Raw genomic sequence first — 26,494 nt, 5'->3', positions numbered from 1 at the left:
CGCTCGGTGAGATCTGCAACGTCCTGCGCGATGAGTGGGGTGTCTACCGGGAGCCGGCCCGCTTTTGAGGCGGGGCGGACCAGCCGCAAGGCGCCGCACATCCTCGTGCGGCGCGGCCTGGCCCGGGTGCCGGGCGGAGCCTGCGGTCGTCGCCCGGATGGAACGGATCGGGGCCGGGAGCCCTGAGCCCTGAGCCTTGAGCCGACGGCCAGCAATGCCTTTGGTCCCGGACGGCCAGCGTCGAGCGGTGCGCCCCGAGCGGTGCCCGCCGAGCCCGGCCCGGAGCATCGCCCGCTCATCAGCAGGCCGGGCGCCGGCGCCCCCGGTGGCGGGCGGGTGCACGCGCTCGGGAATTGGCTCCTCAGTGGCCCTGTGACATGGTGGTTGGGCCATCCGGCGCACCCACGACCTGTGCCGGGGTGCCGCTCCAGATCGAAAAGGACTCACTCCGTGCTCGACGCCCCTCGCCTTGCCGTCGCCCTCGTCGTTCTGGTGGGTCTCGTCATGGCCGTGCTCGGAGCATGGTGCGCCATCACGCTCGGCCCGGGCGGCGCCGCGAGGTTCACCGCCGCGCCCACCCTCAGCCTCCTCGCCGGTCCGTCGGTCCTGAACCGGGTCGATGCCCTGGTCACCGTGTGTGCCACCTCGGGCGCCGGGCCGGTCTTCGTGGCCAGCACCACTCCACGGGACGCCCTCGACGTCGTGGGGACGGCCAGGCACCAGGAGGTTGTCGTCGCCGAGTTCCCCGCGCGGACGCTCCAGCTCAGGGAGTCCGGGGACGGCGACCTGGCGGACCCGCGCTCGCTGCAGGTCTGGCGTGCTTCGGGCGAGGGCTGCCTCGTCGTGAGCCAGGACCAGGCGCCGTCATCGGTTGTCGTCTACTCGCCAGCCGCCGGTCCGGTGGACGTCAGCATCACCTGGCAGCGCGGGGCCTGGTTCGCCCAGTCCATCGCGGTGCTCGTCCTCGGGATGCTGCTGCTCGCAGGTGCGGGGTGGTGGCTGCGTCGGGGTCTCCAGCCCACCACCGGATCCGGCGAGGTGCTCGACCCCTCGGCGCTGGAGTCCGGACTGCGCCATGACGACGAGGAGACGACGCGATGAGGTCCAGCAACAGACGGATCGTCGTCGGCCTCGGGGCGGGGCTGCTCAGCCTCTCGCTGGCCGGCTGCGCCACCGTCGTCGGTGTCACGGACGCTCCCACGGCCACGGTCGGGGGGGCGCTGCCGTCGTCGCAGGCCCAGGCCATCGCGACCCAGGTCGTCGCCGCGGCCGAGAAGGCCACCACTGCTCCCGGGGCGGAGGGTGATGCCGTGCGCGCCACCGCCTTTTCCGGCATGGCCCTGACCGCGGCCTCGGCCGACGCGAAGCTGGCGGCGACGGTGAGCGCGGAGGTCAAGAACGCTCGTACCGTGACGGCGTCCCCACCGGTCGTCCTCGCCGTCTCCCGTGGGCTCGACTACCCCAGGTCCATGGTCGTCCAGACCACCCGCGCCCAGTCCGGCCTGCCGGTGCTGCACCTCCTCACGACGCCGGACGTGCGCACCTCCTACCGGATTGCCGCGAGCACGCTCATGCTGCCCAGTGCAGCCGTCAAGGCGTTCGACAAGGTGGCACAGGGCTCACCGGTCCTCGGCGACGGCAGCAGCCTCGCGGTCCGTCCCGAGGACCTCACGAAGCGGTATGCCGCGTCGCTCGCCTTCCCCGCGGCCGCCTCCCCCACAGACGCCCCACCCACAGACGCCCCACCCACAGACGCCCCGTTCAGCGACGACACCTTCGCGACCGGTGTCAGGGCCAGTGCGGTCTCGCAGAGCCAGGGGCTCGCCAACATCGCCACCTTGACCCAGCAGCACGACCTCGCGGACGTCATCGGTGGCCTCAGGGTCGCCGGCGGCAAGGGTGCCCTCGTCTTCACGGTCCTCGACCGGAGGGACTCCGTCGTCAACAAACCGGGTGCCGTCGTGACCCCGCTGCCCGCCTTCACGGCGCTCACCGGTCTGACGACGGTCACGGCGGAGGCGAGCCAGCACACGCTCGAGTTCGTGGCCTTCTTTGTCCCCGAACGCGGCCAGGCCGTCGTCGTCGGCGCGGAGGAGCACCTCGTCGCCGCGTCCGGTACCTGAGCAACCCCTGCCTCGGGGCGCTGAGCGCCCCGCCGATCGGAGAGAATAGGACCATGAGCCAGCAGCCCCTCACCCCGTCCGCACTGCGCGGAGCGGTCGACCTGTCCGCCCTCAAGCGTCCCTCTGGGTCACCGACGGCCGGTGGCCCGCCATCCGCTGGCTCCGCCTCCGGGGCCGGCAGCGCGCCGGCCGGGTCCACGGCCCCTGTGGTCACCGCCACCGATGCGAACTTCCAGGAGGTCGCCAACTCCAGCATGCGGGTCCCGGCCATCATCGTGCTGTGGTCCTCACGCCTGGCGGACTCCGAGAACTTCGTCAAGATCATGACCGGAGTCGCCGCCACCAACGAGGGGCGCTTCCAGCTGGTCTCGGTCAACGTCGACGAGAACCCCGGCCTCCTGCGGGCCTTTCAGGTCCAGTCCGTGCCCGTGACGCTCGGGCTCGTGCAGGGCCAGCCGGTGCCGCTGTTCGTCGGGCCGCTGCTCCCCCAGGAAGCCCAGCAGTGGGTCGACGAACTGCTCAAGCTCGCGGTCCAGCACGGCGTCACCGGCCGGGTCAGCGTGCAGCCGGATGGAGCGTCGCCGGACGCCGAGGGTGCCGACCCGGGTGACGCGCAGCGTGAGCCCGAGCTGCCGCCTCTGCACCAGGCGGCCTTCGACGCCATCGACCGTGGCGACCTCGACGGGGCTGTCGCCGCCTACGAGCAGGCCCTCAAGGAGGCCCCCGCCGATGCCGAGGCGAAGGCGGGTCTCGCTCAGGTGCGTCTGATGAAACGGACCGAGGGTCTCGACGTCCAGGCGGCCCGCCAGGAGGCTGCAGCCGCCCCGACCGACGTCGACGCGCAGCTGCGGGTCGCCGACCTCGACGTCCTCGGTGGCCACGTCGAGGACGCCTTCACTCGGCTCATCGACGCGGTGCGCGTCACCGAGGGTGAGGACCGCACCCGCATCCGTGAGCACCTGCTCGAGCTGTTCGAGATCGTCGGCACGTCGGACGAGCGGGTGGTCAGGGCGCGCAAGGCCCTGATGAGCGCCCTGTTCTGACCGGGTGCCGCGCGTATCCTCAGGGCCATGACGGAAGCACCGAAGATGGCCAAGGCATCCGACAAGGGCAAGGCCTATCTCGACGAGCTCGCCGAGGACCTCTGCGCGGCGGCGGACGTCCAGCGGTCGGTGATGTTCGGTATGCCGTCGATCAGGCGCCGCGGCGGCAAGACCTTCGCGGGGCTGTACGGCGAGGACATGGTGTTCAAGCTCAACGGTGACGCCCACGCCGAGGCGCTGGCTCTGGCGGGGGCGCACCTCTTCGAACCGATGGCCGGACGACCGATGAAGCAGTGGGTCGAGGTGCCTCCGGCCCATCGCGGGCAGTGGCTCGAGCTGGCCCGTCTCGCCGAGGCCGGCCTGGACGACTGATGCCCCGACCTGACGTCGGTGTTCGTGAGGAGCGCGACGGTTTGGGTCAGGCGCTGGAGTGTCCCGAGCAGGCCCGTTTGAGGTCGGGCCGTCGCGACCGGGCGTGACGAGCAGGCAAGGACAGCAGCGGAACTCGACCGATCGAGCGCAACTGCGAGAGGGTGGCGAGGTTGGGTTCGTGCCCCGCGGTGCGGCGCGGAAAGGATGTGGCTTGGGTGGTGGCGTGCGTGCTGAGAGGCATGAGGCTCCCGAGGTGGGGTATGCCGAGGCGAGGCTCCGGCATAACTGGGCGGCGGCCCGCGAGGGCCGGAAGAGGTGGCGGACCGGCCGGGCCGCAGAGGTGACCGCAAGCCGATGACGCCTTCGTGTCAACGTGGCCCGGGTCACCCGTATTCCGCTGCCCGGCTCGCCAGCACGACCGGCTCGGCCACGGTCGTGGCTCAGGCCCTTGTCTCGACCGCGGTCTCGGGGAGGCGGTCGAGGATGTCGTTGACCGTCTCCTCGAGGCTCTGGCCAGAGGTGTCGAGCCACTGGGCCGCCCGTCCGGCGCCCTCGTCGGCAGGGGGATCGAGCATCACGAGGTGCAGCGGCGCGGGGGAGACGAAGTCGAGGAAGTCCTCGAGGAAGTCTCCGATGTCGGTGTCCGTGACCACCGCGTCGAACCCGGCCTGCTGGTAGGTCTCCGCCACCGCGATACTCGCGAGCCACCGGAGGAAGAGCTGCTCGACCGCCGCCGGTGGAGCGGGCAGGGTTATGGGCACCCCGCCGGACACGACCATGGCCGAGACCACGTCACCGTCGACGTGGACCGCCCGCGGGAGTCGCGCTGCCACGGCATACCCGACGGTGGCCCTGCCCGCAGCCTGAGCGCCGGTGATGACGATGAGCCGCCCCGGCGAGCGCTCGACCTCGGTCACGAACGCTGCCCCGTCATGAGCTCAGGGCCGCGCTGACGACGTCCCTGGCCTCGGCCTGGACCTGGGCGAGGTGCTCGGCGCCCCGAAACGACTCGGCATAGATCTTGTAGACGTCCTCGGTGCCGGACGGCCGCGCAGCGAACCAGGCGCTCTCCGTGGTCACCTTGAGGCCACCGATCTTTGCGCCGTTGCCCGGCGCTGAGGTGAGCTTGTCCGTGATCGCTTCTCCGGCAAGGGTTTCCGCGGACACGTCATCAGGAGAGAGCGCGCCCAGCTTGGCCTTCTGGTCGCGGCTCGCCGGAGCGTCGATGCGGGCGTATGCCGGGTCGCCGTGCTTCGCCGTCAGCTCACCGTAGTGCTGGCTCGGCGTCCGGCCCGTGGCCGCGAGGATCTCCGACGCGAGGAGCGCGAGGATGATCCCGTCCTTGTCGGTCGTCCAGACGCTGCCGTCGAACCGCAGGAACGAGGCGCCCGCCGACTCCTCCCCACCGAAGCCGACCGACCCGTCGAGCAGGCCGGGGACGAACCACTTGAAGCCGACCGGCACTTCGAGGAGGGTCCGGCCGAGGTCGGCCGCGACCCGGTCGATCATCGAGGAGGAGACGAGGGTCTTGCCGATGGCAGACGTGGCCGGCCACCCCGGTCGGGCGCCACCGTAGAGGTACTGGATCGCGACGGCGAGGTAGTGGTTGGGGTTCATCAGGCCGGCGTCTGGAGTCACGATACCGTGGCGGTCGGAGTCGGCGTCGTTGCCGGTGGCGATGTCGTACTCCGAGCGCCGTCCGATGAGCGAGGCCATCGCGAAGGGGGAGGAGCAGTCCATCCGGATCTTGCCGTCCCAGTCGAGCGTCATGAAACGCCAGGTGGGGTCCACCTCGGGGTTGACGACCGTCAGGTCGAGGCCGTGCCGAGCGGCGATCTCGCCCCAGTAGTCGACTGCGGCGCCACCGAGCGGGTCGGCCCCGATGCGGACGCCGGCCTCCCGGATCTTCGCCAGGTCGACGACGGTGGGCAGGTCGTCGACGTAGGTGCCCGTGAAGTCGTACTTGCCGACCTCGCCGAGCGCCTCGCCGAGAGGGACCCGCTTGACTCCGCGCAGCCCGGCGACGATGAGCTCGTTGGCCCGGGCCGCGATCCAGCCGGTGGCATCGGTGTCTGCCGGCCCTCCGTGGGTCGGGTTGTACTTGAACCCGCCGTCGGCCGGCGGGTTGTGCGATGGCGTGACGACGATGCCGTCCGCGAGCCCGTTGCCACCTCTGGTCGACCCGAGCTTGTCGCGGTTGAGGCGCAGGATCGCGTGCGACACCACCGGTGTCGGAGTGTAGCCGTCCCGGTCGTCGATGAGGACGGTGACGTGGTTCGCGACGAGCACCTCGAGGGCGGACTTCCACGCCGGCATGGACAGGGCGTGGGTGTCGCGGCCGATGAAGAGCGGGCCGTCGACCCCGGCCGACGAGCGGTATTCGCAGATGGCCTGGGTCGTCGCCAGGATGTGCGCCTCGTTGAACGCCGTGTTGAGGCTCGACCCCCGATGACCCGAGGTGCCGAAGACGACCTGCTCGTCGGGGTTCCTCGCGTCGGGCGTGAGGTCGTAGTAGGCGTCGACGAGCCTGCCCACGTCGACGAGGTCCTCCGCCTGGGCGAGCTGTCCGGCACGGGGGTGGTTCATGACGTGACTCCCTTCGGGGTCGACTCGTCGACGGGGACGAGCCAGATCGTGGACAGCGCCGGGACGATGAGGTCCACGGCATACGGCTGGTTGTCCCAGGGCGTCTCGTCGGCCGTGAGGACCAGCCCTGCAGAGCTCGGGGCCTCGGGCCGGTATCCGGCGGTGTCGAGGATGACCGACCACCGGCCACGGCGGGGGAGACCGATGCGGTAGGGCTCGTGGGTCTGCCCGCTGAAGTTGACGACGACGGCCATCACCGGGGCGTCGGTGGCGCGGTTGCCGGAGCCGAAACGCAGGTAGGAGAACGTGTTGTGGCCCGCGTCGTCGGCGTTGAGCCAGGAAAAACCAGCGGGGTCGGTGTCGTACTCCCACATCTGGCGGTGGCTGCGGTAGATCGCGTTCATGTCCTTGACCTGCGCGTGGACCCGGTGGTGCGCGGGCTGGTCCAACAGCCACCAGTCGAGGCTGCGGCCGTCGGCCCACTCCGCCTCCTGCGCGAACTCGCAGCCCATGAAGATCAGCTGCTTGCCCGGGTGCGACCACAGGTAGGCAAGGAACGCCCGCAGCGTCGCCAGCTGCTCGTCCCGGCTGCCGTGCGACTTGCGCAACAGCGAGCCCTTGCCGTGGACGACCTCGTCGTGGCTGATCGGGAGGATGAAGTTCTCGGAGAAGGCGTACATCAACGAGAAGGTGATGTTGTTGTGGTGGTACTTGCGAAAGACCGGGTCCTGGCCCAGGTAGCGCATGGTGTCGTTCATCCAGCCCATGTTCCACTTGAAGCCGAAGCCCAGCCCGCCGTCGGCGGTGCTCGCGGTGACGCCCTCCCAGGAGGTGGACTCCTCGGCGATGGTCACGATGCCGGGGACGCGCTTGTATGCCGTGCCGTTGACTTCCTTGAGCACCCGGACCGCGTCGAGGTTCTCGCGTCCGCCATAGGAGTTCGGGATCCACTCGCCAGGCTGCCGGGCGTAGTCGAGGTAGAGCATCGACGCGACGCCGTCGACCCGGAGGCCATCGATGTGGAACTCCTCGAGCCAGTAGATCGCATTGGCGACGAGGAAGTTGCGGACCTCGTTGCGCTCGAGGTCGAAGATGTTGGAGCCCCACTCGGGGTGCCAGCCCTTGCGGGGGTCGGGGTGCTCGTAGAGGGGCTGTCCGTCGTACTTCGCCAGCGCCCAGGCGTCCGTCGCGAAGTGACCGGGCACCCAGTCGAGGATGACCCCGATCCCCTTCTGGTGCAACGCATCCACCAGAAGGCGGAACTCGTCGGGCGAGCCGAAGCGCGACGTCGGCGCGTAATAGCCCGTCACGTGGTAGCCCCACGACGGGACGTAGGGGTGCTCCATCACCGGGAGCAGCTCGACGTGGGTGAAGCCGAGGTCGACGACGTAGTTGACGAGGTGCTCGGCCAGCTCGACATAGCTCAGCCCCTGGCGCCACGAGCCGAGGTGGACCTCGTAGGTGCTCATCGGGCCGGTGTGCGGGTTCTCCTTCGCGCGCCGCTCCACCCACTCCTGGTCCTGCCAGGTGTAGTGCGACTCGGTGACGATGGCCGCCGTCTTCGGCGCGACCTCGGTGCGCCGCGCCATGGGGTCGGTGTGCGGACGCACGGCGTCGTCCGCGCCGCGGATCGCGTACTGGTAGTTCATCCCCTCGGTGGCGTCGGGGACGTAGAGCTCCCAGATCCCCGTGGTCCCGAGCAGCCGCATGGGGTGCGAGACGGTGTCCCACGCGTTGAAGTCGCCGATGACGTGGACCGACTTCGCCCGCGGGGCCCACACGGCGAACGAGACCCCGTGCACGTCGCCCATCGGCCCGCCGTAGGTGCGCACGTGGGAGCCGAGCACCGTCCACAGCTGCTCGTGCCGGCCCTCGTTGATGAGGTGGCGGTCGATCTCGCCGAGCGTTGGGGCGAAGCGGTAGGGGTCGTCCTGCTCGTGCTCGGTGCCGTCGTCGTAGGTCACGAGCAGCCGGTAGTCCTGCGTGCCGGTGACCCGCCCCGCCGTGCCGGACCAGATCCCGCCGCGGATGTGGTCGAGCTCGAAGGTCGTCCCGTCGGCGAGGCGGGCGCGCACGGACTGGGCCAAAGGCCGGTATGCCGTGACCGTCAGGCCACCGGGGCCGAGGTGGTGGCCGAGGAGGTCGTGCGGCTGTGAGTGGCGTCCCTCGAGGAACGCCTGCACGGCACTCTCGTCTCCGATCTGGGGCGTGGCTGGGACGGTGGTCATGATGACCCCTTGCTCTCGGCGATGAGACGGTCGATGGCCGTGGTCGGGATGCCCAGCCAGGTGGGGCGGTTGCGTGCCTCGTAGACGACCTCGTAGAGCGCCTTGTCGAGCTCCAGCGCCCGGATCACCGGCGCCGCCGCGGCGAGGTCGAGGCGGGCCACGGAGGCATAGCCGTCGAGGAAGGCCACCCGGCACCCCTGGACCCAGGCCCGTGCCGAGACGCCCGGGTGGCCGAGCTCGACCGACCCTCCGGCGTAGTCGAAGGACCGGAGCATGCCCGCGACGTCCCGCAGGGCGAGGTCCGGCCGGACGCGCTCCGACAGGGGGCGCAGGGGCTCGCCCTCGAAGTCGACGGCAACCCAGCCCCGGTCGGGGACGTGGAGCACCTGCCCGAGATGGTAGTCGCCGTGGACGCGCTGGAGGTCGGGCCACTCGTGCCGGTCGAGGTCGTCGATGACGCGGTGGATGGCGCGCTCGTGAACGGCCAGGGCCGGCACCTCGCCGAGCGCGCCGAAGTAGCGGGCGCGGACGGCGCCGACCAGCTCGCGCCTGGCGTCCTCGGAGGGTGACGTCGTGCCCAGTGCCCGCGCCAGGCTCACATGGATGTGGGCGGTGGCCTCGCCGAGCTCCCGAGCAGCCGCCGTGAAGTCGCTGCCCGTCGCGACGGCACGAAGGGCCACGCGCCACGCGTCCTCGACACCGGGGAAGAACCGCTGGGCGAAGGCGAGGTGGCCGCCGACCACCTCGGGGACGAACTCGGCAAACTCGCTGTGTGCCGGGATGCGCGGCAGCTCGCGGACGGGGATCTCGGGTGCCGGCACGGCGTCGGGGTCGGGGAGGTCGTCCTGGCGGACCCTCGACGCCGCATCGAGGCGGTCCTTGTCGCCGAGGAGCGCGTCGTGGAGGGTCGGCCGGGCCACCTCGCGACGACGGTTGATCTCCAGGGCGCGCTGTCTGGCCACCCGGGCCCTCTCCGTCGCGTGCTCGGCGGCCGCCGCGTCGCGGTCCCGCTGGATGCGCTCGACGACGCGGGTGCGGGCGTCGACCGCGGCCTTGACGTGGCCGTCGATCGTGGCCTCGTGGCGCTGACGGGCCTCGACGTGGTCGGGGGAGAGCCACCGCCCGGAGGCCGAGCCGATGGTTGCCGGCACCTGGGTCGAGCCGGCCTCGGTGAGTGCTGACTGGACCGTGACGTCGGGGTTGTCGCCGGCCTGCAGGGTGCGAAAGACCTTGATGATGATCGGCTCAGCCGGCTCACCGCTGGGCTCGCGGACGGTGCAGATGATCGAGGTGTTGGACTGCTCGCCGCGCAGCACGCTGGACGAGGCGAGCGTGACCTGCGGCCCGGCGACGTGATGGCCGACCACGGTGGGATCCGGGGTGTTGCTCTCGGACTGGTGCTGCGGCACTGCCGATCCCTGGATCAGGGCCAGCAGCTCACCGACGAAGACCGGGTCGTGGGGGGCGTCGTAGACCCATCGCCGGCCGAGGACGCCGTGCTCGGCGGTACCCACGAGGGCTGCGTCTGCGCCGTCGAGCGGGGCGTCCCGGAAGGTCAGGGGGATCTGGTAGACGACGGCCTGCGCCGCCGAGTGGTCCGAGACGATGAGGATCTCGACGCCCACCTGTCCCTGGGGGTCGTCGAGCCGGAAGCCGCCCAGTCGACGCAGCAGCGGGACCCGGCCCTTGCCGACGTACCAGCGCTGTCCCGGCAGCCATTCCGCCAGCAGCTCGATCTTGCCGGGGCTCAACGTGGTGCGGTGCACCTCAGCCATGGTCGCTGTCCCCGCGGACCCTGAGCCAGAAGAAGTCGCGGGAGCCCAACGTGATGACGACGGTGGCGTCGTCACCGAGCTTCGGGAAGCCGTGGCCGCCGAAGAGGTCGACGAGCTGTGCCCCGGCATACTCCTCCGGCAGCCGCAGCGTCGTCGCCTGCGGGCGCGAGGAGAGGTTGTTGACGCACAGGACGGTCTCGGCGGGCTGGTCCTCGCCCCCGGAGACGCGGGCGCTCTCGACGCTGCGGACGTAGGCGAGGATCGACTCGTTGTCGGCGGGGCAGACCCGGAAGTCGCCGAGGCCGAAGACCGCGTGCCGGCTGCGCACCTGGAGCATCCCGCGCACCCAGTGCAGCATCGAGGACGAGGTGGCCATCTGCGCCTCGACGTTGAGGTTGTTGTAGTGGTAGACGAGGCTGGAGATCACGGGGAGGTAGAGCTTGCCGGGCTCGACCGTGGAGAAGCCGGAGTTGCGGTCGGGGGTCCACTGCATCGGCGTCCGGACGGCGTCGCGGTCGTTGAGCCAGATGTTGTCGCCCATGCCGATCTCGTCGCCGTAGTAGAGGCACGGGGATCCGGGCAGCGACAGGATCAGGGCGTGGATGAGCTCGATCTCGGGACGTGAGTTGTCGAGCAGCGGGGCGAGCCGGCGACGGATGCCGACGTTGGCGCGCATCCGCGGGTCCGGGGCATACCAGCCGTACATCGCCACCCGCTCCGTCGGGGTGACCATCTCGAGGGTCAGCTCGTCGTGGTTGCGCAGGAAGGTGCCCCACTGACCGGCGTTGGGGATGTCCGGCGTCTCGGCGAGGACGTCGATGATCGGGGCGGCCTTCTCCTCACGCAGGGAGTAGTAGAGGCGCGGCATGACGGGGAAGTGGAAGCACATCTGGCACTCGGGCGCCTCGGCGGTGCCGAAGTAGTCGACGACCTCGGCCGGCATCTGGTTGGCCTCGGCGAGCAGGATCCGCCCGGGGTACTCCGCGTCGACCATGGCCCGCAGCTCCGCGAGGAACTGGTGGGTCCGGGGCAGGTTCTCGCAGTTCGTGCCCTCCTCCTCGAAGAGGTAGGGCACGGCGTCGAGCCGGAAGCCGTCGATGCCGAGATCCATCCAGAAGCGGACGATGTCGAACATCTCCTCCTGGACCTTGGGGTTCTCGAAGTTGAGATCCGGCTGGTGGGAGAAGAACCGGTGCCAGAAGAACTGCCGACGGATCGGGTCGAAGGTCCAGTTGGACACCTCGGTGTCGACGAAGATGACCCGCGCATCGCTGTAGCCCTCGTCGCTGTCGGACCACACGTAGTAGTCGCCGTAGGGGCCGTCCGGCTCCGCGCGGCTGGCCTGGAACCACGGGTGCTGGTCCGAGGTGTGGTTCATGACGAAGTCCGTCACGATGCGGATGCCCCGGGCGTGGGCCTGCGAGACGAGCTCGATGAACTCCGGGAGGGTCCCGAACTCCGGGAGCACGGCCTGGTAGTCGGCGATGTCGTAGCCACCGTCGCGCAGCGGGGAGGCGTAGAACGGCGGCAGCCACAGGCAGTCGACGCCGAGCCACTGGAGGTAGTCCAGTCGCCCGATCAGGCCGGAGAAGTCGCCGGAGCCGGAGCCCTTGGAGTCCGCGAAGGCACGCACGAGCACCTCGTAGAAGACGGCGGTCTTGAACCACTCGGGATCGTGGCGCAGACCGGGCTGCGACAGGTTGAGTCCTTGCACCTCAGATGCTCCTGACCTCGATGATGTGCACGGGGTGGGTGTCCGGGCCGATCCGGACGTAGTTGTCCCGCCGCCAGATCCAGGTCTGCTCCGTGATCAGCTCACGGGCCCGGAAGTGGTCGTCCGGGCCGCTGCCGAGGGCGGCCATGTCGAGGTGGATCTGCGTCTCCCGCGTCGCGTGGGGGTCGAGGTTGGCGACAACGAGGATCGTGTCGCGGTGCCCGCGCACGACGCGGGACTTCGAGAAGACGATGACGTTCTCGTCGTCGGCGTGGTGGAAGGTGAGGTTGCGCAGCCATCGCAGCGCCGGGTGCGCCTTGCGGATCGCGTTGAGCTTGGTGAGGTAGGCCGCGAGCGACTGGCCCTCTCGAGACCCGCCGGGCTCGAAGTCCTCCCAGCGACGGTTCTTGAACTCGTACTTCTCGTTGTCGATCTGCTCCTCGACGCCGGGCCGCGCGACGTTCTCCATCAGCTCGTAGCCTGCGTAGATGCCGTAGGTCGGCACGAGCGTCGCCGCGAGGGCGGCGCGCAGGGTCCACGCCGTCGGCCCGCCGTACTGCATGTAGGGCGTGAGGATGTCGTGCGTCGTGGGCCAGAACGAGGGGCGCAGGAAGGGCGCGGTGTCGCCCGTCAGCTCCCGCATGTACTCCTCCAGCTCCCACCGGAGGTTGCGCCAGGCGTAGTAGGTGTAGGACTGCTGGAAGCCCGCCTTGGCGAGGGTGTGCATCATCGCCGGCCTGGTGAAGGCCTCCGACAACCAGATGATCTCGGGGTGGTCGGCGGCCACGTCGGCGATCAGCCACTGCCAGAACGCGACCGGCTTGGTGTGGGGGTTGTCGACCCGGAAGAGCGTCACGCCGTGGTCGATCCAGACCTGGACCATCCGGCGCATCTCGACGTAGGCGCCGTCGGGGTCGTTGTCGAAGTTCAGCGGATAGATGTCCTGGTACTTCTTCGGCGGGTTCTCGGCATACGCGATGCTCCCGTCGGTCCGCGTGGTGAACCACTCGGGGTGCTCGGTGACGTAGGGGTGGTCGGGGGAGCACTGGAGGGCGATGTCGAGGGCGACCTCGAGGCCGTGGCGGCGGGCGGCGCTGACGAAGATGTCGAAGTCGTCGAAGGTGCCGAGGTCGGGGTGGATCGCGTCGTGTCCGCCATCGGGCGAGCCGATCGCGTAGGGACTGCCCGGGTCGTCGGGGCCGGCGTGCAGGGCGTTGTTGCGTCCCTTGCGCGCGGTCGTGCCGATGGGATGGATCGGGGTGAGGTAGACGACGTCGAAGCCCATGCCCGCGACGGCCTCGAGCCGCTCCGCGGCGGTGCGCAGCGTGCCGGAGTGCCAGCGGCCCTGCTCCTCGTCGTACCAGGCCCCCTCGGACCGCGGAAAGATCTCGTACCACGCACCGAAGAGGGCGAGCTCACGCTCGACGAGCAGCCGGTATGCCGGGCTGGGGCTGACCATCTCGCGGAACGGGTGCGCGGCGAAGAACGCGTGCATCTCGGGCGAGGTGGCGGCGGGCAGGCGGGCGCCGGGCGGGCGGTTGGAGTCGCGCAGGGCGGTGACCGCGTCACGCGCCTCGGTGGTGTCGACCCCCGACGGCGTCGCGGCGATGGCGCGTTCGAGGACCCGGGCCCCCTCCTCCAGCATCATCTCGGCATCGATGTCTGCCTCGACCTTGATGGTCGCGTCGTGCACCCACGTCGCATAGGGGTCGGACCACCCCTCGACCCGGTAGGTCCACCAGCCGGGCCGGTCGGCGATGACGGGCGCACTCCACCAGGAGAGTCCGAGGTTGTCGAGGGCCATCGGGAAGTGGTGGTCGGCGCCGTCGGGGTCGGTGAGGACGGCGGTGGCGTTGACGGCGTCGTGACCCTCCCGGAACACCTGGGCCGCGACGGTGAACTCCTCGCCCTCGACCGACTTGGCGGGGCGGGTGCCGCCGTCGACGAGGGGACGCACGTTCTGGACAGGGATCCGCTCGAAGCGGGCGATCCCGTCCGGCAGGGAGCCGGGCAGGGAGGGGGTCGGGAAGTGAGCAGGCGGCGAGGACGCAGCGCCGGGGGTTGCAGTCACGGGCTCGACGCTACTCGGTGGCGCGCGAATGCAGCCACCGCGGGCACTGGTGTCTCGCAGGTTGTGAAGAAAGGGCGAAGCGCCTGCAGGAAATCGACAGGGAACCTCTATAGTCCGTGCCGTGAAGGCCATCCGCCGCTTCAACGTCCGCACGGTTCTGCCCGAGCCCATCGCCGCGCTCGGCGTGCTCGCGCAGAACCTCCGCTTCTCCTGGGACGCTGCCACCCGGGCGCTGTTCGAGGAGATCGACCCGGTGGGGTGGAGGAGGTTCACGGGCGACCCGGTCAAGCTGCTCGCCGGGCTCACCGCCGACCGTCTCGCGACCCTGGCGATGGACTCGACCTTCGTCGCCCGCGTCGACGCGACGATGGCCGACCTCGACTCCTACATGAACTCGCCGCGGTGGTACCAGGCGTGGGCCGGCGCACAGGACGAGAGTGGTGACGGCGCTCCGAGGGCGATCGCCTACTTCAGTCCCGAGTTCGGTATCACCCACGTCCTGCCGCAGTACTCCGGCGGACTCGGCATCCTCGCCGGTGACCACCTCAAGACCGCGTCCGACCTCGGGGTCCCGATCGTCGGTGTCGGGCTGTTCTACAAGACCGGCTACTTCAAGCAGTCGCTCAACCGCGAGGGCTGGCAGCAGGAGACCTACCCCGTCCTCGACCCCGACGGTCTGCCGTTGGCGCTGCTGCGTGAGGCCGACGGCACTCCCTGCTCGATCGAGATCGCGCTGGCCGGTGGCCGGGTGCTCACGGCGCACGTCTGGAAGGCCCAGGTCGGCCGGGTGCCGTTGCTGCTCCTCGACTCCGACGTGCCCGGCAACGACGAGGCCGCGCGCAACATCACCGAGGCGCTCTACGGCGGGGGTGGCGACCAACGCCTCGAGCAGGAGCTGCTCCTCGGCGTCGGCGGCGTCCGCGCCCTGCGGCTGTGGTCGCGCCTGACCGGGGCCCCTGACCCGGACGTCTATCACACCAACGAGGGTCACGCCGGGTTCCTCGGCGTCGAGCGGATCACCGAGCTGGTGCGTGACCACGGCATGACCTTCGATGAGGCGCTGGAGGCGGTCCGCTCCGCGACGCTCTTCACGACGCACACCCCAGTCCCCGCGGGCATCGACCGGTTCGCGGCCGACCGGATCAACCTCTACTTCGGTGGCGACAACGCGATCCCCGGCGTCCCGGTCGACCGGCTCCTCGCGCTCGGCGCCGAGACCTACGAGGGCGGCGAGCCGGGCATGTTCAACATGGCCGTCATGGGCCTTCGGCTGGCGCAGCGCTCCAACGGCGTCTCCTTGCTCCACGGCGAGGTGAGCCGGGGCATGTTCGACGGTCTCTGGCCTGGATTCGACCACTCGGAGGTGCCGATCACGAGCGTCACCAACGGCGTCCACGCGCCGACGTGGGTCGACGGCCGGGTCTTCGAGCTCGCCCGCAAGCACATCGGCACCGTCGACGTCGAGGCTGCTGACGCGTGGAGCAAGGTCCGCAACGTGCCCTGGGAGGAGATCTGGTCCACGAAGCGCGAGATGCGTGAGCAGCTCGTCGTCGAGGCCCGCCGCCGGCTGCGCTCCTCGTGGCTGAGGCGCGGCGCCACGGCGTCGGAGCTGGGCTGGGTCGACACCGTCCTCGACCCGGACGTGCTGACGATCGGTTTCGCCCGCCGGGTGCCGACCTACAAGCGACTCACCCTCATGCTGCGTGACCAGGACCGTCTCAAGGAGATCCTTCTCGACCCCGACCGCCCGGTGCAGTTGATCATCGCCGGCAAGTCCCACCCCGCGGACGAGACCGGCAAGAGGCTCATCCAGCAGATGGTGAAGTTCGCGGACGACCCGAAGATCCGCCACCGCATCGTCTTCCTGCCGAACTACGACATCGAGATGGCGCAGTACCTCTACCCGGGCTGCGACGTCTGGCTCAACAACCCGCTGCGTCCCTTCGAGGCGTGCGGCACGTCGGGCATGAAGGCGGCGCTCAACGGTGGTTTGAACCTTTCCGTCCTCGATGGCTGGTGGGACGAGTGGTACGACGGCGAGAACGGTTGGGCCATCCCGACCGCCGACGGGGTCGAGGACCCGGACCGGCGGGACGACATCGAGGCCACGGCGCTCTACGACCTCATCGAGAACTCTGTCCGGGAGCACTTCTACGACGTCAACGATGCCGGTCTGCCGCTGCACTGGATCGAGATGGTGGTGCACACCCTCGAGACCCTGGGCCCGAAGGTCCTGGCCAGCAGGATGGTGCGCGACTACGTCACGAAGCTCTACGGGCCTGCCTCCCGGGCGGGTCGGGCGCTCAACGGCTCGACGTATGCCGGGGCGAGGGAGCTGGCTGCCTTCAAGTCCAGGGTGCGGGCAGCCTGGCCGTCCGTGCGGGTCGACCATGTCGAGCCCTCGGGAGTGTCCGACTCGCCGCAGACCGGAGACGTGCTCGAGGTCCAGGCCTACGTCGACCTGGGCGGCCTGACCCCCGACGACGTCAGCGTGCAGGTCGTCCACGGTCGCACCAACGAGGCGGACGACCTCGTCGGCGACATCGAGATCGCGCCGCTCGAGCACGTACAGCAGCACGAGGGCGACCGGCACCAGTACGCCGGGTCGCTCGTCCTCTCGCGCACCGGGTCGTTCGGCTATACCGTGCGCGTCCTGCCGCGTCATGCCGCCCTTGCGAACTCCAGCGAGCTCGGCCTGATCGCCAACGCCTGACCGGCGCGTCGGGGTGAGCGAGGACGTGGCGTTCATCTATGAGCTGTATGCCGCGCGCTACCGCCGGCTCGCCGGGCAGCTCGTCGGGGTGGCCGGGGATGTCGCCACCGCCGAGGCCTCCGTGCAGGAGGCCTTCATCAAGGCCGTGCATCGGCCCCGTGCCTTCCGCCGGCTCGACGACCCCGAGGTCTGGCTGCGGACCGCTGCGGTCGACGCCGCCCGTGGCAGGCGGCGCCGGACCGGCCTCGGGCGGGCTCCTGCCTCGGGACCGGCGACCACCCGGGGCCCGGCCGGGGAGCTGTCCGCCGACCACCTCGCCATCCTGGGCGTGCTGAGACGGTTGCCTCCCCAGCAGCGCGACGTCGTCGCCCTGCATGACCTCGCCGGCCTCGGCGTCGAGCAGGTGGCGCAGACCCTCGGGGTCCCCACTCGCGCCGTAGGCTCCCGGCTCTCGCGTGGCCAGGAGTCGCTGCGCTCGCTCCTTGCCGACCCGCTGCCGGGCCGGGCCACGGCATACCGGAGGCAGGCGCAGGTCGCACCGGGCGACCTGCGTGCGCTGCGCATCTCGAGCCACGTCGAGGCGGTGGTGCGCCCGCCACCCTTCGACCAGCTCCTGACGCGGGCGCAGGCGCGACGTCGACGACGGCGCACCCTGCGCGCCGCGCTCCTCGCCCTCGTCGTGGTCGCGCTCGGATCCACCGTGGTGGCGCTGGGGCGTGGCCCGGACCGGGCAGTCGTCCCCGTGCCGCCACCGGTGACGAGCCCATCGGTGCCCGACGCGAACCGCACCCGTGCCGCCCCGCAACCCCCGTCCATCCCGACCAGCCGGGCCCCGGCGTCGCTGCGGGCGGTGCCGATCATCGCCTCGTCGACCCGGTTGACCACCCTGCGGGCCGACGCCGGGGGCTTCCTGCTCGAGGTCTTCGCCGGGTGTCCGGACGTGACGACCTGCGAGAGCGCCTGGCGGCTCGCAGACCCCGGCGGTGCTCAGGTGACCGCGGGCGTCCTCACCGGGGGCTACACCATCGTGACCCCATATCCCGGCGGCTTCCTCGTCACGGACCCGGCCACCGGCTTCGGGGTGAGCGACCAGGGACGCGTCACCCCGCTCGGCGCGCCCGTCCCGTCGGTCCCGGTCCTGGCGGGCGATGTCGTCCTCAGGAACGGCACCGAGGTGCCCAACGTCTTCCGCCCCCGGGACGGCTCGCTCTTCGCGCTCTCCGTCGCGACGCAGCCGGCACGGCCCGCCGTCTGGAACTCCGCCGCGATCGACGAGCGGGGGTGGATCTGGGTGCTCGGCGGCGGTCGGGACGGGCCGTCCACGACGCTCTTCCACAGCCCGGACCAGGGCCGCAGCTGGCAGGCGCGCGACATCGGTCCCGGCATCCCCGGCGAGCTGGTGGTCTCCGGCGACACCGTCCACGTGGTGACTGGCGGCGAGTGCACCGTGCAGTGCATCGTCGCCGGGTCGACCTCGCTCGACCACGGAGACTCGTGGACGCCCTGGCCGAAGGTCAGCAACCGTTACCTCTACGACCTCGCGGCGGGCGTGGGGGATCGGCTGTTCATGCGCACGGGTGACACGACGTCCGCGGCGACGTCCCGACAGGTGCTCGTCCTCGCCCGTCCGACGACAGGCATGGTGGACCTGCCCGCCTGGCGCCCGACGGAGCCGTCCCCGGACGTCGGGCTCCTCACGTCGGCCGGCGCGACGGTGTGGTTCGCCAGGGACGCGTCGACCCTGATGCGAAGCACCGACGACGGGACCAGCTGGCAGGACGTCGCCGCCCGCTGACGGCAACAACGGAAGCGACCAGCGGCTTCGGGCGTGAGCCCGGGGTTGACGCAGCGTCGAGGCACCTGACGCGCCCTGCAGGGGGCGTCAACCGCCTTGACGCTGCGTCAACCTGGCGTTCAACCCGGCTGCGCCGCGCCAACTCCCGGCGGGGGCACGTCAGGTCGGGTCGATCGCCCGGTAGACCCTCATCGACGCGGCGGTCACCGTGGCAGGGCCGGTCGAGGGGTCCACCGCCTCCGGTGCCCGGGGCCGCTCCCACGCGCTGTCCCAGAGCAGCTCGTATGCCGTGAGCCCGGGGGGCACCGGAAGGGTCACCTCCACGTCGTGCGCCCCGCCGTGCAGCAGGACGAGGAGCGACGCGTCGCCGATCGGAGCCCCGTCCAGCAGCATCGACAGCGTGCGGGTGGCCGGGTCGGCCCACGCCTGCGCCGTCATGGCCGCACCGTGGACGTCGAACCACGCCAGGTCGCTCGACCCGTCCTCGTGGACCGCACGCCCCGAGAAGTAGAGCCGTTGCCGCAGCACGGGATGGGTCGCTCGCAGCCGGGTCAGGAACCGGGTCGTGTCCAGCAGGTCGCGCTGCCAGTCCCGCAGGTCCCAGTCGAACCACGACAGGGGGTTGTCCTGGCAGTAGGCGTTGTTGTTGCCCTGCTGGCTGCGGCCGATCTCGTCGCCTGCGTTGATCATCGGCACACCGGTCGAGGTGAGCAGGGTCCCGAGCAGGTTGCGCACCGAGCGGCGTCGGGTCCGCTCGGTGGCCTCGTCGTCGGTGCGACCCTCGACCCCGTGGTTCCATGACGCGTTGTGCCCGGTCCCGTCCCGGTTGCCCTCACCGTTGGCCTCGTTGTGCTTGCTGTCGTAGGTCGTCAGGTCCTTGGCGGTGAAGCCGTCGTGGGCGGCGATGAAGTTCACCGAGGCGATCGGCCCGCGGTCGCGGGCGCCGAAGAGGTCCTCCGACCCGGCCAGTCGCGTCGCCAGGTCATGCACCCCGTGGCCCGTCTGGGTCTGGTTGTCCCGGCCGAGGTCGGCGAGCCAGAACGCCCGGACCGTGTCCCGGTAACGGTCGTTCCACTCGCTGAAGGGCGGCGGGAACTGGCCGGTGCGCCAGCCGTGGATGCCGATGTCCCACGGCTCGGCGATGTTCTTCACCCGCGACAGGACCGGGTCGGTCCGCAGCGCGACGAGGAACGGGTGGTTGGGGTCGTAGTCGTCGGAGCGGCCCCGTGCCAGCGCGACGGCGAGGTCGAAGCGGAACCCGTCGACGTGGCACTCCTGCACCCAGTAGCGCAGCGAGTCGAGGACCATCCGGCAGACGACGGGGTGGCGCAGGTCGAGGGTGTTGCCGCACCCCGTGACGTCGATGTCGTGGCCCCGCTCGTCGAGGCGGTAGTAGGCGCGGTTGTCCAGCCCTCGCCAGCTGAGCGTCCCCCCGACGGCGCCCTGCTCGCAGGTGTGGTTGTAGACGACGTCGAGCAGCACTTCGATGCCGGCCCGGTGGAGCAGCTTGACCATGCCCTTGAACTCGTCGAGAACGCCCTGTGGGTCCTCCGCCACGGCATATCCCGCATGAGGGGCAAAGAAGCCCAACGTGTTGTAGCCCCAGTGGTTCTCGAGCCCACGGGCCACGAGCTGGGGCTCGCTCGTGAACGCGTGGACGGGCAGGAGCTCGACCGCGGTGACCCCGAGTCGGGTGAGGTGCTCGATCGTCGCGGGGTGGGCCAGCCCGGCATACGTCCCGCGCAGCGCCTCCGGCACGCCGGGCAGGCGCATCGTCAGGTTGCGGACGTGGACCTCGTAGATGAGCGACTCGGCGAGTGGCTGGTGCAGCGGTGCGTCGTCCTCCCAGTCGAACCGCCCGTCGACGACGACACACCGGGGCACGTATGCCGCGGAGTCGCGGTCGTCGCGCAGGTCGACGTCGCCGGTCAGCTGGACCCCGACCTCGTGGCCGAAGACCTCGGGGCGCCAGCTGACCCGGCCCTCGATGGCCCGTGCGTAGGGGTCGAGCAGCAGCTTGGCCCCGTTGTGCCGTAGGCCGGACTCCGGGTGCCAGGCGCCGCGGGCGCGCACGGCATACCGCTGCCCGGGGCCCACCCCCGGCAGGTCGCCGAACCAGAAACCGTGCGCCCGCTCGGTCAGCGGGATCCGCCGCTCTGTGGTCCCGGCAGCGTCGCCCTCATCGAAGAGGCAGACGTCCACCGCGTCTGCGTGGCCGGCGTAGACGCACAGCTCGGCGCCCCCGTCGACGAGCGTCACGCCGGGAGGTGGCGGGAGGTCCCGCAGGGGGCGGGAGGGCGTCGGGGGGCACATGGCCCAAAGCCTAGGGGCCGGTTACGGTGTCCCCATGAGCGATCCCACCAGCCTGCCCAACTTCCCCCCGCCCGCGGACGAGCATCCGCTGCGGGGACGCGTGCTCGACGTTCTCAAGGACCACCAGCTGGACCCCAACATCGACGCGGACGGCGACGTCGCCTTCATGATCGGCGAGCCGGCCCAGCAGCTCTTCGTCCGGTGCCAGGACGGCGACTTCCCGGTCATGCGGGTCTTCGGCCAGTGGATGATCGGCGAGCAGGTCCCCGCCGACGCCCTGCTGCGACTGCAGCGCTCCAACGACTTCACCCTCCAGCTCAACCTCGTCAAGGTCGGCATCGCCAACGACAACCTCGTCATCACCGGTGAGCACGTCATCATGCCGGGCGCCGACATCTCGACCCTCTTCGAGATCACCGTCAACCTGATCATGGAGGTCGTGCAGATGTGGCACACCTCGTTCCTCTCGCCCGAGGAGCAGCAGGCCCTGGCCGAGCAGCAGGGCGCGGCGCAGAACGGCGCCGTCGACGAGCAGGGGCCGCGCGAGACCCCGCAGGGTGACGCGTGAGCACCCCCGGGGAGCTCGTCCGCCTCGAGGTCGAGGGGGGGATCGGCACGATCCGCCTCAACCGGCCGCCGATGAACGCGCTGTCCGTGCAGGTCCAGGAGGAGATCCGGGCCGCCGCGGTGGAGGCGTCGGAGCGTCGGGACGTGGCCGCGGTCATCGTCTACGGCGGCGAGAAGGTCTTCGCTGCCGGCGCGGACATCAAGGAGATGGAGACGATGTCCTACACCGACATGGTCGACCGCTCGGCCGCCCTCCAGAGCTCGCTGACCGCGGTCGCGCGCATCCCCAAGCCGACCGTTGCCGCGATCACCGGCTACGCCCTCGGAGGAGGCTGCGAGCTCGCGCTCGCCTGCGACTTCAGGGTCGCCGCCGAGGGTGCCAAACTGGGTCAGCCGGAGATCCTGCTCGGGATCATCCCCGGCGCCGGAGGCACCCAGCGGCTCGCCCGCCTCGTCGGCTCGGCCCGCGCCAAGGAGATCATCTTCTCCGGCCGGTTCGTCGCCGCCGAGGAGGCCCTCTCGATCGGGCTCGTGGACAAGGTCGTCCCGGCCGCCGAGGTGCACCGGGCCGCGACGGCGTGGATGGCCACCTTCGTGTCAGGTCCGGCCTATGCCCTGCGCGCCGCCAAGGAGGCCATCGACCGCGGGCTGGAGACCGATCTCGACACCGGGCTGGAGATCGAGCGGATGCTCTTCGCCGGCCTGTTCGCCACCAGGGACCGCGAGATCGGGATGACGTCGTTCGTGGAGAGCGGTCCGGGAAAGGCCACCTTCGAGGGCCGGTGACGAGCGCGGAGGACTCGCGCAGGGTGGGCCCGCGGACGGGGCGGCGACCCGGCATACGCCTCGTGTGGTCCGTCGCCCGGTGGGTGCCGTGGGTGCTCGAGCACCGGGCCTACACCGGTCACCACCTCCTGTCCTATCTCAGGATGGCGCGCGCGGTGGCCCGCTGTCCGTCGCTCGTCTTCGAGGGTCCGTGCTTCATCGGCCCCGACGTGCGCTTCGAGGTGCGGGAGGGATATGCCCGCCTCGTCGTGGGGGAGTTCACCCACGTCGGAGCCCATGCCCGGGTCCGGGCCCACGAGGGCACCCTGCGGATCGGCGCGAAGTCCGTCATCGGGATCCGCAACACGCTCAACTGCTGGCTCGACCTCGAGATCGGGCCGCTCTGCCTCTTCGGGGACGACGTCTACGTCTGCGACTTCGACCACGTGACGGAGCGGCTCGACGTGCCCATCAAGGATCAGGGGATCGTCAAGACGCCGGTGCGGATCGGCGCCGACTGCTGGCTCGGCACCAAGGTCGTCGTCACCCGCGGTGCGGACGTGGGGGCACACTCGGTCGTGGCGGCGGCTTCGGTCGTGCGCGGGACCTTTCCCGAACGGTCGGTCATCGCCGGGGTGCCGGCCCGCGTCCTACGGACCCGCGTCGGGCGGACCCGGGGCGTGCGGACCCGCGGCGAGGTCGACACCCCGCCGCGCTCGTAAGGCTGCGCGAGCGGGGGTGAACGGGCAAGAATCAGCCCATGCCCCCTCTCGTTGCCGGTGTCGACTCCTCCACCCAGTCGACCAAGGTCCTCGTGTGCGACTCGGCGAGCGGCCACCTCGTCCGTGAAGGTCGCGCGCTCCACCCCGATGCGACCGAGGTCGACCCCCAGGTCTGGTGGGACGCCTATCTCGAGGCCACCAGCGGCGGGCTGCTCGACGGGGTCTCCGCGATCGCCGTGGCGGGCCAGCAGCACGGCATGGTGGTCCTCGACGAGGCGCGCGAGGTTGTGCGACCGGCGCTCCTGTGGAACGACACCCGCTCCGCGCAGGCTGCGCGCGACCTCGTCCACGAGCTCGGGGGACCCGCGGCCTGGGCCGACGCGGTGGGCACGGTGCCGCTGGCCAGCATCACCGTCAGCAAGCTGCGCTGGCTGGCCGAGCACGAGCCCGACAACGCAGCCAGGGTGCACGACGTCCTCCTGCCGCACGACTGGCTGAGCGCCAAGATCCTCGGCGACGGAGACCTCACGGGGGTGCGGCTCGCCACCGACCGCGGGGACGCCTCCGGCACGGGCTACTGGTCACCACGGGACGGGGCCTACCGCAGCGACCTGCTGGCCCTTGGCTTCGGCCGCGAGATCGGGACGCCCACCGTGCTGCGGCCCGACGAGCCGGCTGGCACGACGTCGTCGGGACTGCTCGTCGGCGCGGGGACCGGTGACAACATGGGCGCCGGACTGGGCCTTCGCCTTGCCCCCGGGGACATCGTCGTCTCCCTGGGCACCAGCGGCACCGTCTTCGGGGTCGCGGAGCGTTCGAGCGCCGACGCCACCGGCTTCGTCGCGGGGTTCGCCGACGCGACGGGGCGATATCTGCCACTCGTGTGCACCCTCAACGCGGCGCGTGTGCTCACCGCCGCCGCATCGATGCTGGAGACCGACCTCCCGGGTCTGGACCGGCTCGCCCTCTCCGCAGCATCGGGTGCGGGCGGGCTGACCCTGCTGCCCTACCTCGACGGTGAGCGGACGCCCGACCTGCCGAGCGCGACGGGCACCCTCGGGGGGCTGACCCGCGCGAACATGACCCCGGCCAACGTGTCGCGGGCCGCCATCGAGGGCATGCTGTGCGGCCTCGCTGACGGTCTGGATGCCCTGCGGGACAACGGTGTGCGAGTCGATCGTGTGCTGCTCATCGGCGGCGCGGCCCGTTCGGCCGCCGTCCAGGAGGTGGCGGCGGGCGTCTTCGGCACCGGGGTGGACGTGCCGGAGCCGGGGGAGTATGTCGCCCTTGGCGCCGCCCGGCAGGCGGCGTGGGCGCTGGCCAGCGCTGCCGGCGACGGGGAGCTGCCCGAGTGGCCGCTGCGCTCCCGTCGGCTCCCGGACCCCGAGGGCGGCCGGGCCGACGGGGTGCGGGCCGCCTACGCAGAGCTGCGCCGCAGTGTCCACGGCGCCTGACACGCCGTCCGGGGCCAGGCGGGTGTGCCCACCGTCACCTCCTGGCGGGGCGCCGTGCCCCCTACCCGCGGGTAGCGTGCTCGTGTCGGGCATCACGCGGACCGGGCATGGGGTTTTCCGGCCCGGAGTGTCACGATGGAAGACGAGCACGGAGCTCCATACCCACGAGCCGGAAGAGGACGTCCACACCCATGAACATCGTCGTCTGCGTCAAGTACGTCCCCGATGCCCAGGCCGAGCGCACGTTCGCCGAGAGTGACAGCACGACCGACCGGGTCAACGTCGACGGCCTGCTCTCCGAGCTCGACGAGTACGCCGTCGAGGAGGCGCTCAAGATCGTCGAGGCGGGCGAAGGTGAGGTGACCGTGCTGACCATCGGTCCCGACCGGGCCGCCGACGCCATCAAGAAGGCCCTCCAGATGGGCGCCCACAAGGGGGTCCACGTCAACGACGACGGCATCCACGGGACCGACGCCATCGGGACCTCCTTCATCCTCGCCAGGGCCATCGAGAAGCTCGATCCGCAGCCCGACCTGGTGATCACCGGGATGGCCTCGACGGACGGCACCATGGGCGTCGTCCCGACGATGCTCGCAGAGCGCCTCGGCCTGCCTGCGGTCACCTACGCCTCCGAGCTGACCGTCGCCGACGGCATCGTCTCGGTGCGCCGCGACGGCGACGCCGCGTCGCAGACCATCGAGGCGAGCCTGCCGGCCCTCGTCTCGGTCACCGACCAGATCAACGAGCCGCGCTACCCGTCCTTCAAGGGCATCATGGCCGCCAAGAAGAAGCCCGTCGAGAAGTGGGCCCTGGCGGACCTCGGCATCGAGCCCGGACAGGTGGGGCTCGAGGCAGCCTGGACCAGGGTCGCGTCGTTCACCGCGCGTCCGCCGCGCCAGCACGGACAGGTCGTCGCCGACGAGGGCGAGGGTGGGCAGCAGCTCGTGTCGTTCCTTGCCGAACGCAAGTTCGTCTGAGCCCCGAGACCTCACTTCCCAGGAGAAAAGACTGACATGGCTGAAGTCCTCGTCCTCGTCGACCATGTCGACGGACAGATCCGCAAGACCACCGCAGAGCTGCTGACGATCGCCCGGCGTCTCGGCGAGCCCAGTGCCGTCTACGTCGGCGCCGGGTACGAACAGGCCAAGGAGGCCCTCGCCACCTATGGCGCCGCCAAGGTCTACCGCGCCGAGTCCGCTGACCTCGTGGACTACCTCGTCGTCCCGCAGGCCGAGCTGTTGGCCCAGCTCGTCACACGGGTCTCGCCCGCGGCCGTCCTGATCACGTCATCCCCGGAGGGCAAGGAGGTCGCCGCGCGCCTCGCCGTCAAGGTCGAGTCCGGTCTGATCACCGACGCCGTCGACGTCCAGGCCGGAGAGGCCGGGGTGGCCACCACCCAGTCGGTGTTCGCCGGCTCCTACACCGTCGATGCAACGGTGACCAAGGGCACGCCGATCATCACCGTGAAGCCGAACTCCGCCGCGCCAGAGGAGAACCCGGTCGAGGTCATCGAGGAGGTCGTGGACTTCACGGCGTCCGACCTGGGCCGGTCGGCCAGGATCACCGCGTCCCAGCCCAAGGAGAAGACGGGCCGGCCCGAGCTGACCGAGGCGGCCATCGTCGTCTCCGGCGGTCGCGGCACGGCCGGTGACTTCTCCAAGGTCGAGGACTTCGCGGACTCGCTCGGGGCCGCCGTCGGCGCGAGCCGGGCCGCCGTCGACGCGGGCTGGTATCCCCACACTTCGCAGGTCGGCCAGACGGGCAAGCAGGTCTCGCCTCAGCTCTACGTCGCGTGTGGCATCTCCGGTGCCATCCAGCACCGCGCGGGGATGCAGACCTCCAAGACGATCATCGCCGTCAACAAGGACGAGGAGGCGCCCATCTTCGAACTCGTCGACTTCGGCGTCGTGGGTGACCTCTTCGCCATCCTGCCGCAGGCCACCAAGGCAGTCATCACCGCCAAGGGTTGAGCCGTCGGTCACCGAGGGTCCGGGGTCCGATCGCCGGGCTTGACCGCGCCGAGGGTGAAGCTCATGGCGACCCGCTCGGGTTGCTCGGAGAGGCGGTACCCACCGAGCCCGTCGGCAACCATGCCGGGGAACGCGCAGAAGGGCACGCTGTCGTGCTCCTCGAGGAGGGTCATCGACAGGCCCCGGCGCACCAGGGCCATGACCGTCTCCCCCACCCCGTGGTTCCAGGAGTGCGTCGTGGTGTGGGTGATCGCCGGTGCCGTCCCTGCAGCCGGCGCGGCAT

19 protein-coding genes and 1 pseudogene are annotated in these 26,494 nt (G+C 70.8%); 12 read left to right on the top strand and 8 right to left on the bottom strand.

Annotation, left to right across the window (positions count from 1 at the left end; translation table 11 throughout):
• Nucleotides 1–450: 450 nt before the first annotated feature.
• Genes ACLL9L_RS14735 through ACLL9L_RS14720 form a run of 4 tightly spaced genes read left to right on the top strand, consistent with a single transcriptional unit; the run spans nucleotide 451 to nucleotide 3,538 of the window.
• Complete coding sequence (locus ACLL9L_RS14735) at nucleotides 451–1,101, top strand: hypothetical protein (RefSeq protein WP_411285415.1); 651 nt, start codon at nucleotides 451–453, stop codon at nucleotides 1,099–1,101.
• Nucleotides 1,098–2,123 carry a hypothetical protein gene (locus ACLL9L_RS14730; protein WP_411285414.1) on the top strand — a complete coding sequence of 342 codons (1,026 nt, stop codon included), beginning with the start codon at nucleotides 1,098–1,100 and terminating at the stop codon, nucleotides 2,121–2,123. Before ACLL9L_RS14735 ends, ACLL9L_RS14730 begins: the two co-directional genes overlap by 4 nt.
• A gap of 53 nt (nucleotides 2,124–2,176) precedes the next feature.
• Nucleotides 2,177–3,166 carry a tetratricopeptide repeat protein gene (locus tag ACLL9L_RS14725; RefSeq protein ID WP_411285413.1) on the top strand — a complete coding sequence of 330 codons (990 nt, stop codon included), beginning with the start codon at nucleotides 2,177–2,179 and terminating at the stop codon, nucleotides 3,164–3,166.
• Between the two features lie 27 nt (nucleotides 3,167–3,193).
• Nucleotides 3,194–3,538 (top strand): hypothetical protein, encoded by a 345-nt coding sequence (locus tag ACLL9L_RS14720; protein WP_411285412.1) that lies wholly within the window; start codon nucleotides 3,194–3,196, stop codon nucleotides 3,536–3,538.
• A 440-nt stretch (nucleotides 3,539–3,978) separates the two neighbouring features.
• Here ACLL9L_RS14720 and ACLL9L_RS14715 read toward each other — a convergent pair whose 3' ends face one another.
• Genes ACLL9L_RS14715 through ACLL9L_RS14690 form a run of 6 tightly spaced genes read right to left on the bottom strand, consistent with a single transcriptional unit; the run spans nucleotide 3,979 to nucleotide 13,912 of the window.
• Nucleotides 3,979–4,455 carry a hypothetical protein gene (locus ACLL9L_RS14715; RefSeq protein ID WP_411285411.1) on the bottom strand — a complete coding sequence of 159 codons (477 nt, stop codon included), beginning with the start codon at nucleotides 4,453–4,455 and terminating at the stop codon, nucleotides 3,979–3,981.
• Nucleotides 4,456–4,468: 13 nt separating this feature from the next.
• Nucleotides 4,469–6,124: a phosphoglucomutase (alpha-D-glucose-1,6-bisphosphate-dependent) gene (gene pgm, locus ACLL9L_RS14710; RefSeq protein ID WP_411285410.1), complete on the bottom strand. Its 1,656-nt coding sequence runs from the start codon at nucleotides 6,122–6,124 to the stop codon at nucleotides 4,469–4,471.
• On the bottom strand, nucleotides 6,121–8,352 hold the full coding sequence (gene glgB, locus ACLL9L_RS14705; RefSeq protein ID WP_411285409.1) for a 1,4-alpha-glucan branching protein GlgB: 2,232 nt from the start codon (nucleotides 8,350–8,352) through the stop codon (nucleotides 6,121–6,123). Before glgB ends, pgm begins: the two co-directional genes overlap by 4 nt.
• Nucleotides 8,349–10,127, bottom strand: a complete 1,779-nt coding sequence (locus ACLL9L_RS14700; RefSeq protein WP_411285408.1) for a maltokinase N-terminal cap-like domain-containing protein — start codon at nucleotides 10,125–10,127, stop codon at nucleotides 8,349–8,351. Before ACLL9L_RS14700 ends, glgB begins: the two co-directional genes overlap by 4 nt.
• A complete protein-coding gene (gene treS / locus ACLL9L_RS14695; RefSeq protein WP_411285407.1) occupies nucleotides 10,120–11,841 on the bottom strand; it encodes a maltose alpha-D-glucosyltransferase in 1,722 nt (573 codons plus the stop codon). The genes ACLL9L_RS14700 and treS overlap by 8 nt, the downstream gene beginning before the upstream one ends.
• 1 nt (nucleotide 11,842) lies before the next feature.
• Nucleotides 11,843–13,912, bottom strand: a complete 2,070-nt coding sequence (locus tag ACLL9L_RS14690; RefSeq protein ID WP_411285406.1) for an alpha-1,4-glucan--maltose-1-phosphate maltosyltransferase — start codon at nucleotides 13,910–13,912, stop codon at nucleotides 11,843–11,845.
• 121 nt (nucleotides 13,913–14,033) lie between these two features.
• Between ACLL9L_RS14690 and glgP the strand changes: the two genes are divergently transcribed.
• Together glgP and ACLL9L_RS14680 are read left to right on the top strand one after the other, a co-directional pair.
• On the top strand, nucleotides 14,034–16,625 hold the full coding sequence (gene glgP, locus ACLL9L_RS14685; protein ID WP_411285405.1) for an alpha-glucan family phosphorylase: 2,592 nt from the start codon (nucleotides 14,034–14,036) through the stop codon (nucleotides 16,623–16,625).
• A 13-nt stretch (nucleotides 16,626–16,638) separates the two neighbouring features.
• The gene (locus ACLL9L_RS14680; protein WP_411285404.1) at nucleotides 16,639–18,420 is read left to right on the top strand and encodes a sigma factor-like helix-turn-helix DNA-binding protein; all 1,782 of its coding nucleotides are present in this window, start codon (nucleotides 16,639–16,641) and stop codon (nucleotides 18,418–18,420) included.
• Between the two features lie 159 nt (nucleotides 18,421–18,579).
• On the opposite strand, the gene glgX is transcribed toward ACLL9L_RS14680, so the two are convergent.
• Nucleotides 18,580–20,733: a glycogen debranching protein GlgX gene (gene glgX / locus ACLL9L_RS14675; protein ID WP_411285403.1), complete on the bottom strand. Its 2,154-nt coding sequence runs from the start codon at nucleotides 20,731–20,733 to the stop codon at nucleotides 18,580–18,582.
• Between the two features lie 34 nt (nucleotides 20,734–20,767).
• Between glgX and ACLL9L_RS14670 the strand changes: the two genes are divergently transcribed.
• The 6 genes from ACLL9L_RS14670 (at nucleotide 20,768) to ACLL9L_RS14645 (ending at nucleotide 26,211) form a co-directional block, all read left to right on the top strand.
• Nucleotides 20,768–21,301 carry a hypothetical protein gene (locus tag ACLL9L_RS14670; RefSeq protein ID WP_411285402.1) on the top strand — a complete coding sequence of 178 codons (534 nt, stop codon included), beginning with the start codon at nucleotides 20,768–20,770 and terminating at the stop codon, nucleotides 21,299–21,301.
• Entirely contained in the window at nucleotides 21,298–22,086 is a 789-nt protein-coding gene (locus ACLL9L_RS14665) for an enoyl-CoA hydratase/isomerase family protein (protein ID WP_411285401.1), read from the top strand. The genes ACLL9L_RS14670 and ACLL9L_RS14665 overlap by 4 nt, the downstream gene beginning before the upstream one ends.
• On the top strand, nucleotides 22,083–22,787 hold the full coding sequence (locus ACLL9L_RS14660; RefSeq protein ID WP_411285400.1) for an acyltransferase: 705 nt from the start codon (nucleotides 22,083–22,085) through the stop codon (nucleotides 22,785–22,787). Before ACLL9L_RS14665 ends, ACLL9L_RS14660 begins: the two co-directional genes overlap by 4 nt.
• A gap of 38 nt (nucleotides 22,788–22,825) precedes the next feature.
• Nucleotides 22,826–24,241: a xylulokinase gene (xylB, locus tag ACLL9L_RS14655; protein ID WP_411285399.1), complete on the top strand. Its 1,416-nt coding sequence runs from the start codon at nucleotides 22,826–22,828 to the stop codon at nucleotides 24,239–24,241.
• 191 nt (nucleotides 24,242–24,432) lie between these two features.
• Nucleotides 24,433–25,218, top strand: a complete 786-nt coding sequence (locus tag ACLL9L_RS14650; protein WP_411285398.1) for an electron transfer flavoprotein subunit beta/FixA family protein — start codon at nucleotides 24,433–24,435, stop codon at nucleotides 25,216–25,218.
• A 36-nt stretch (nucleotides 25,219–25,254) separates the two neighbouring features.
• Nucleotides 25,255–26,211 (top strand): electron transfer flavoprotein subunit alpha/FixB family protein, encoded by a 957-nt coding sequence (locus tag ACLL9L_RS14645; RefSeq protein ID WP_411285397.1) that lies wholly within the window; start codon nucleotides 25,255–25,257, stop codon nucleotides 26,209–26,211.
• A gap of 8 nt (nucleotides 26,212–26,219) precedes the next feature.
• Here ACLL9L_RS14645 and ACLL9L_RS14640 read toward each other — a convergent pair.
• A pseudogene (locus ACLL9L_RS14640) lies at nucleotides 26,220–26,494 on the bottom strand (hypothetical protein); the annotation flags it as partial.

This window comes from Lapillicoccus sp. (genome assembly GCF_046595215.1).
Lineage (GTDB): Bacteria > Actinomycetota > Actinomycetes > Actinomycetales > Dermatophilaceae > Lapillicoccus.
Note: the sequence above shows the minus strand (reverse complement) of the source record. Positions and strands in the feature narration are given on the sequence as shown.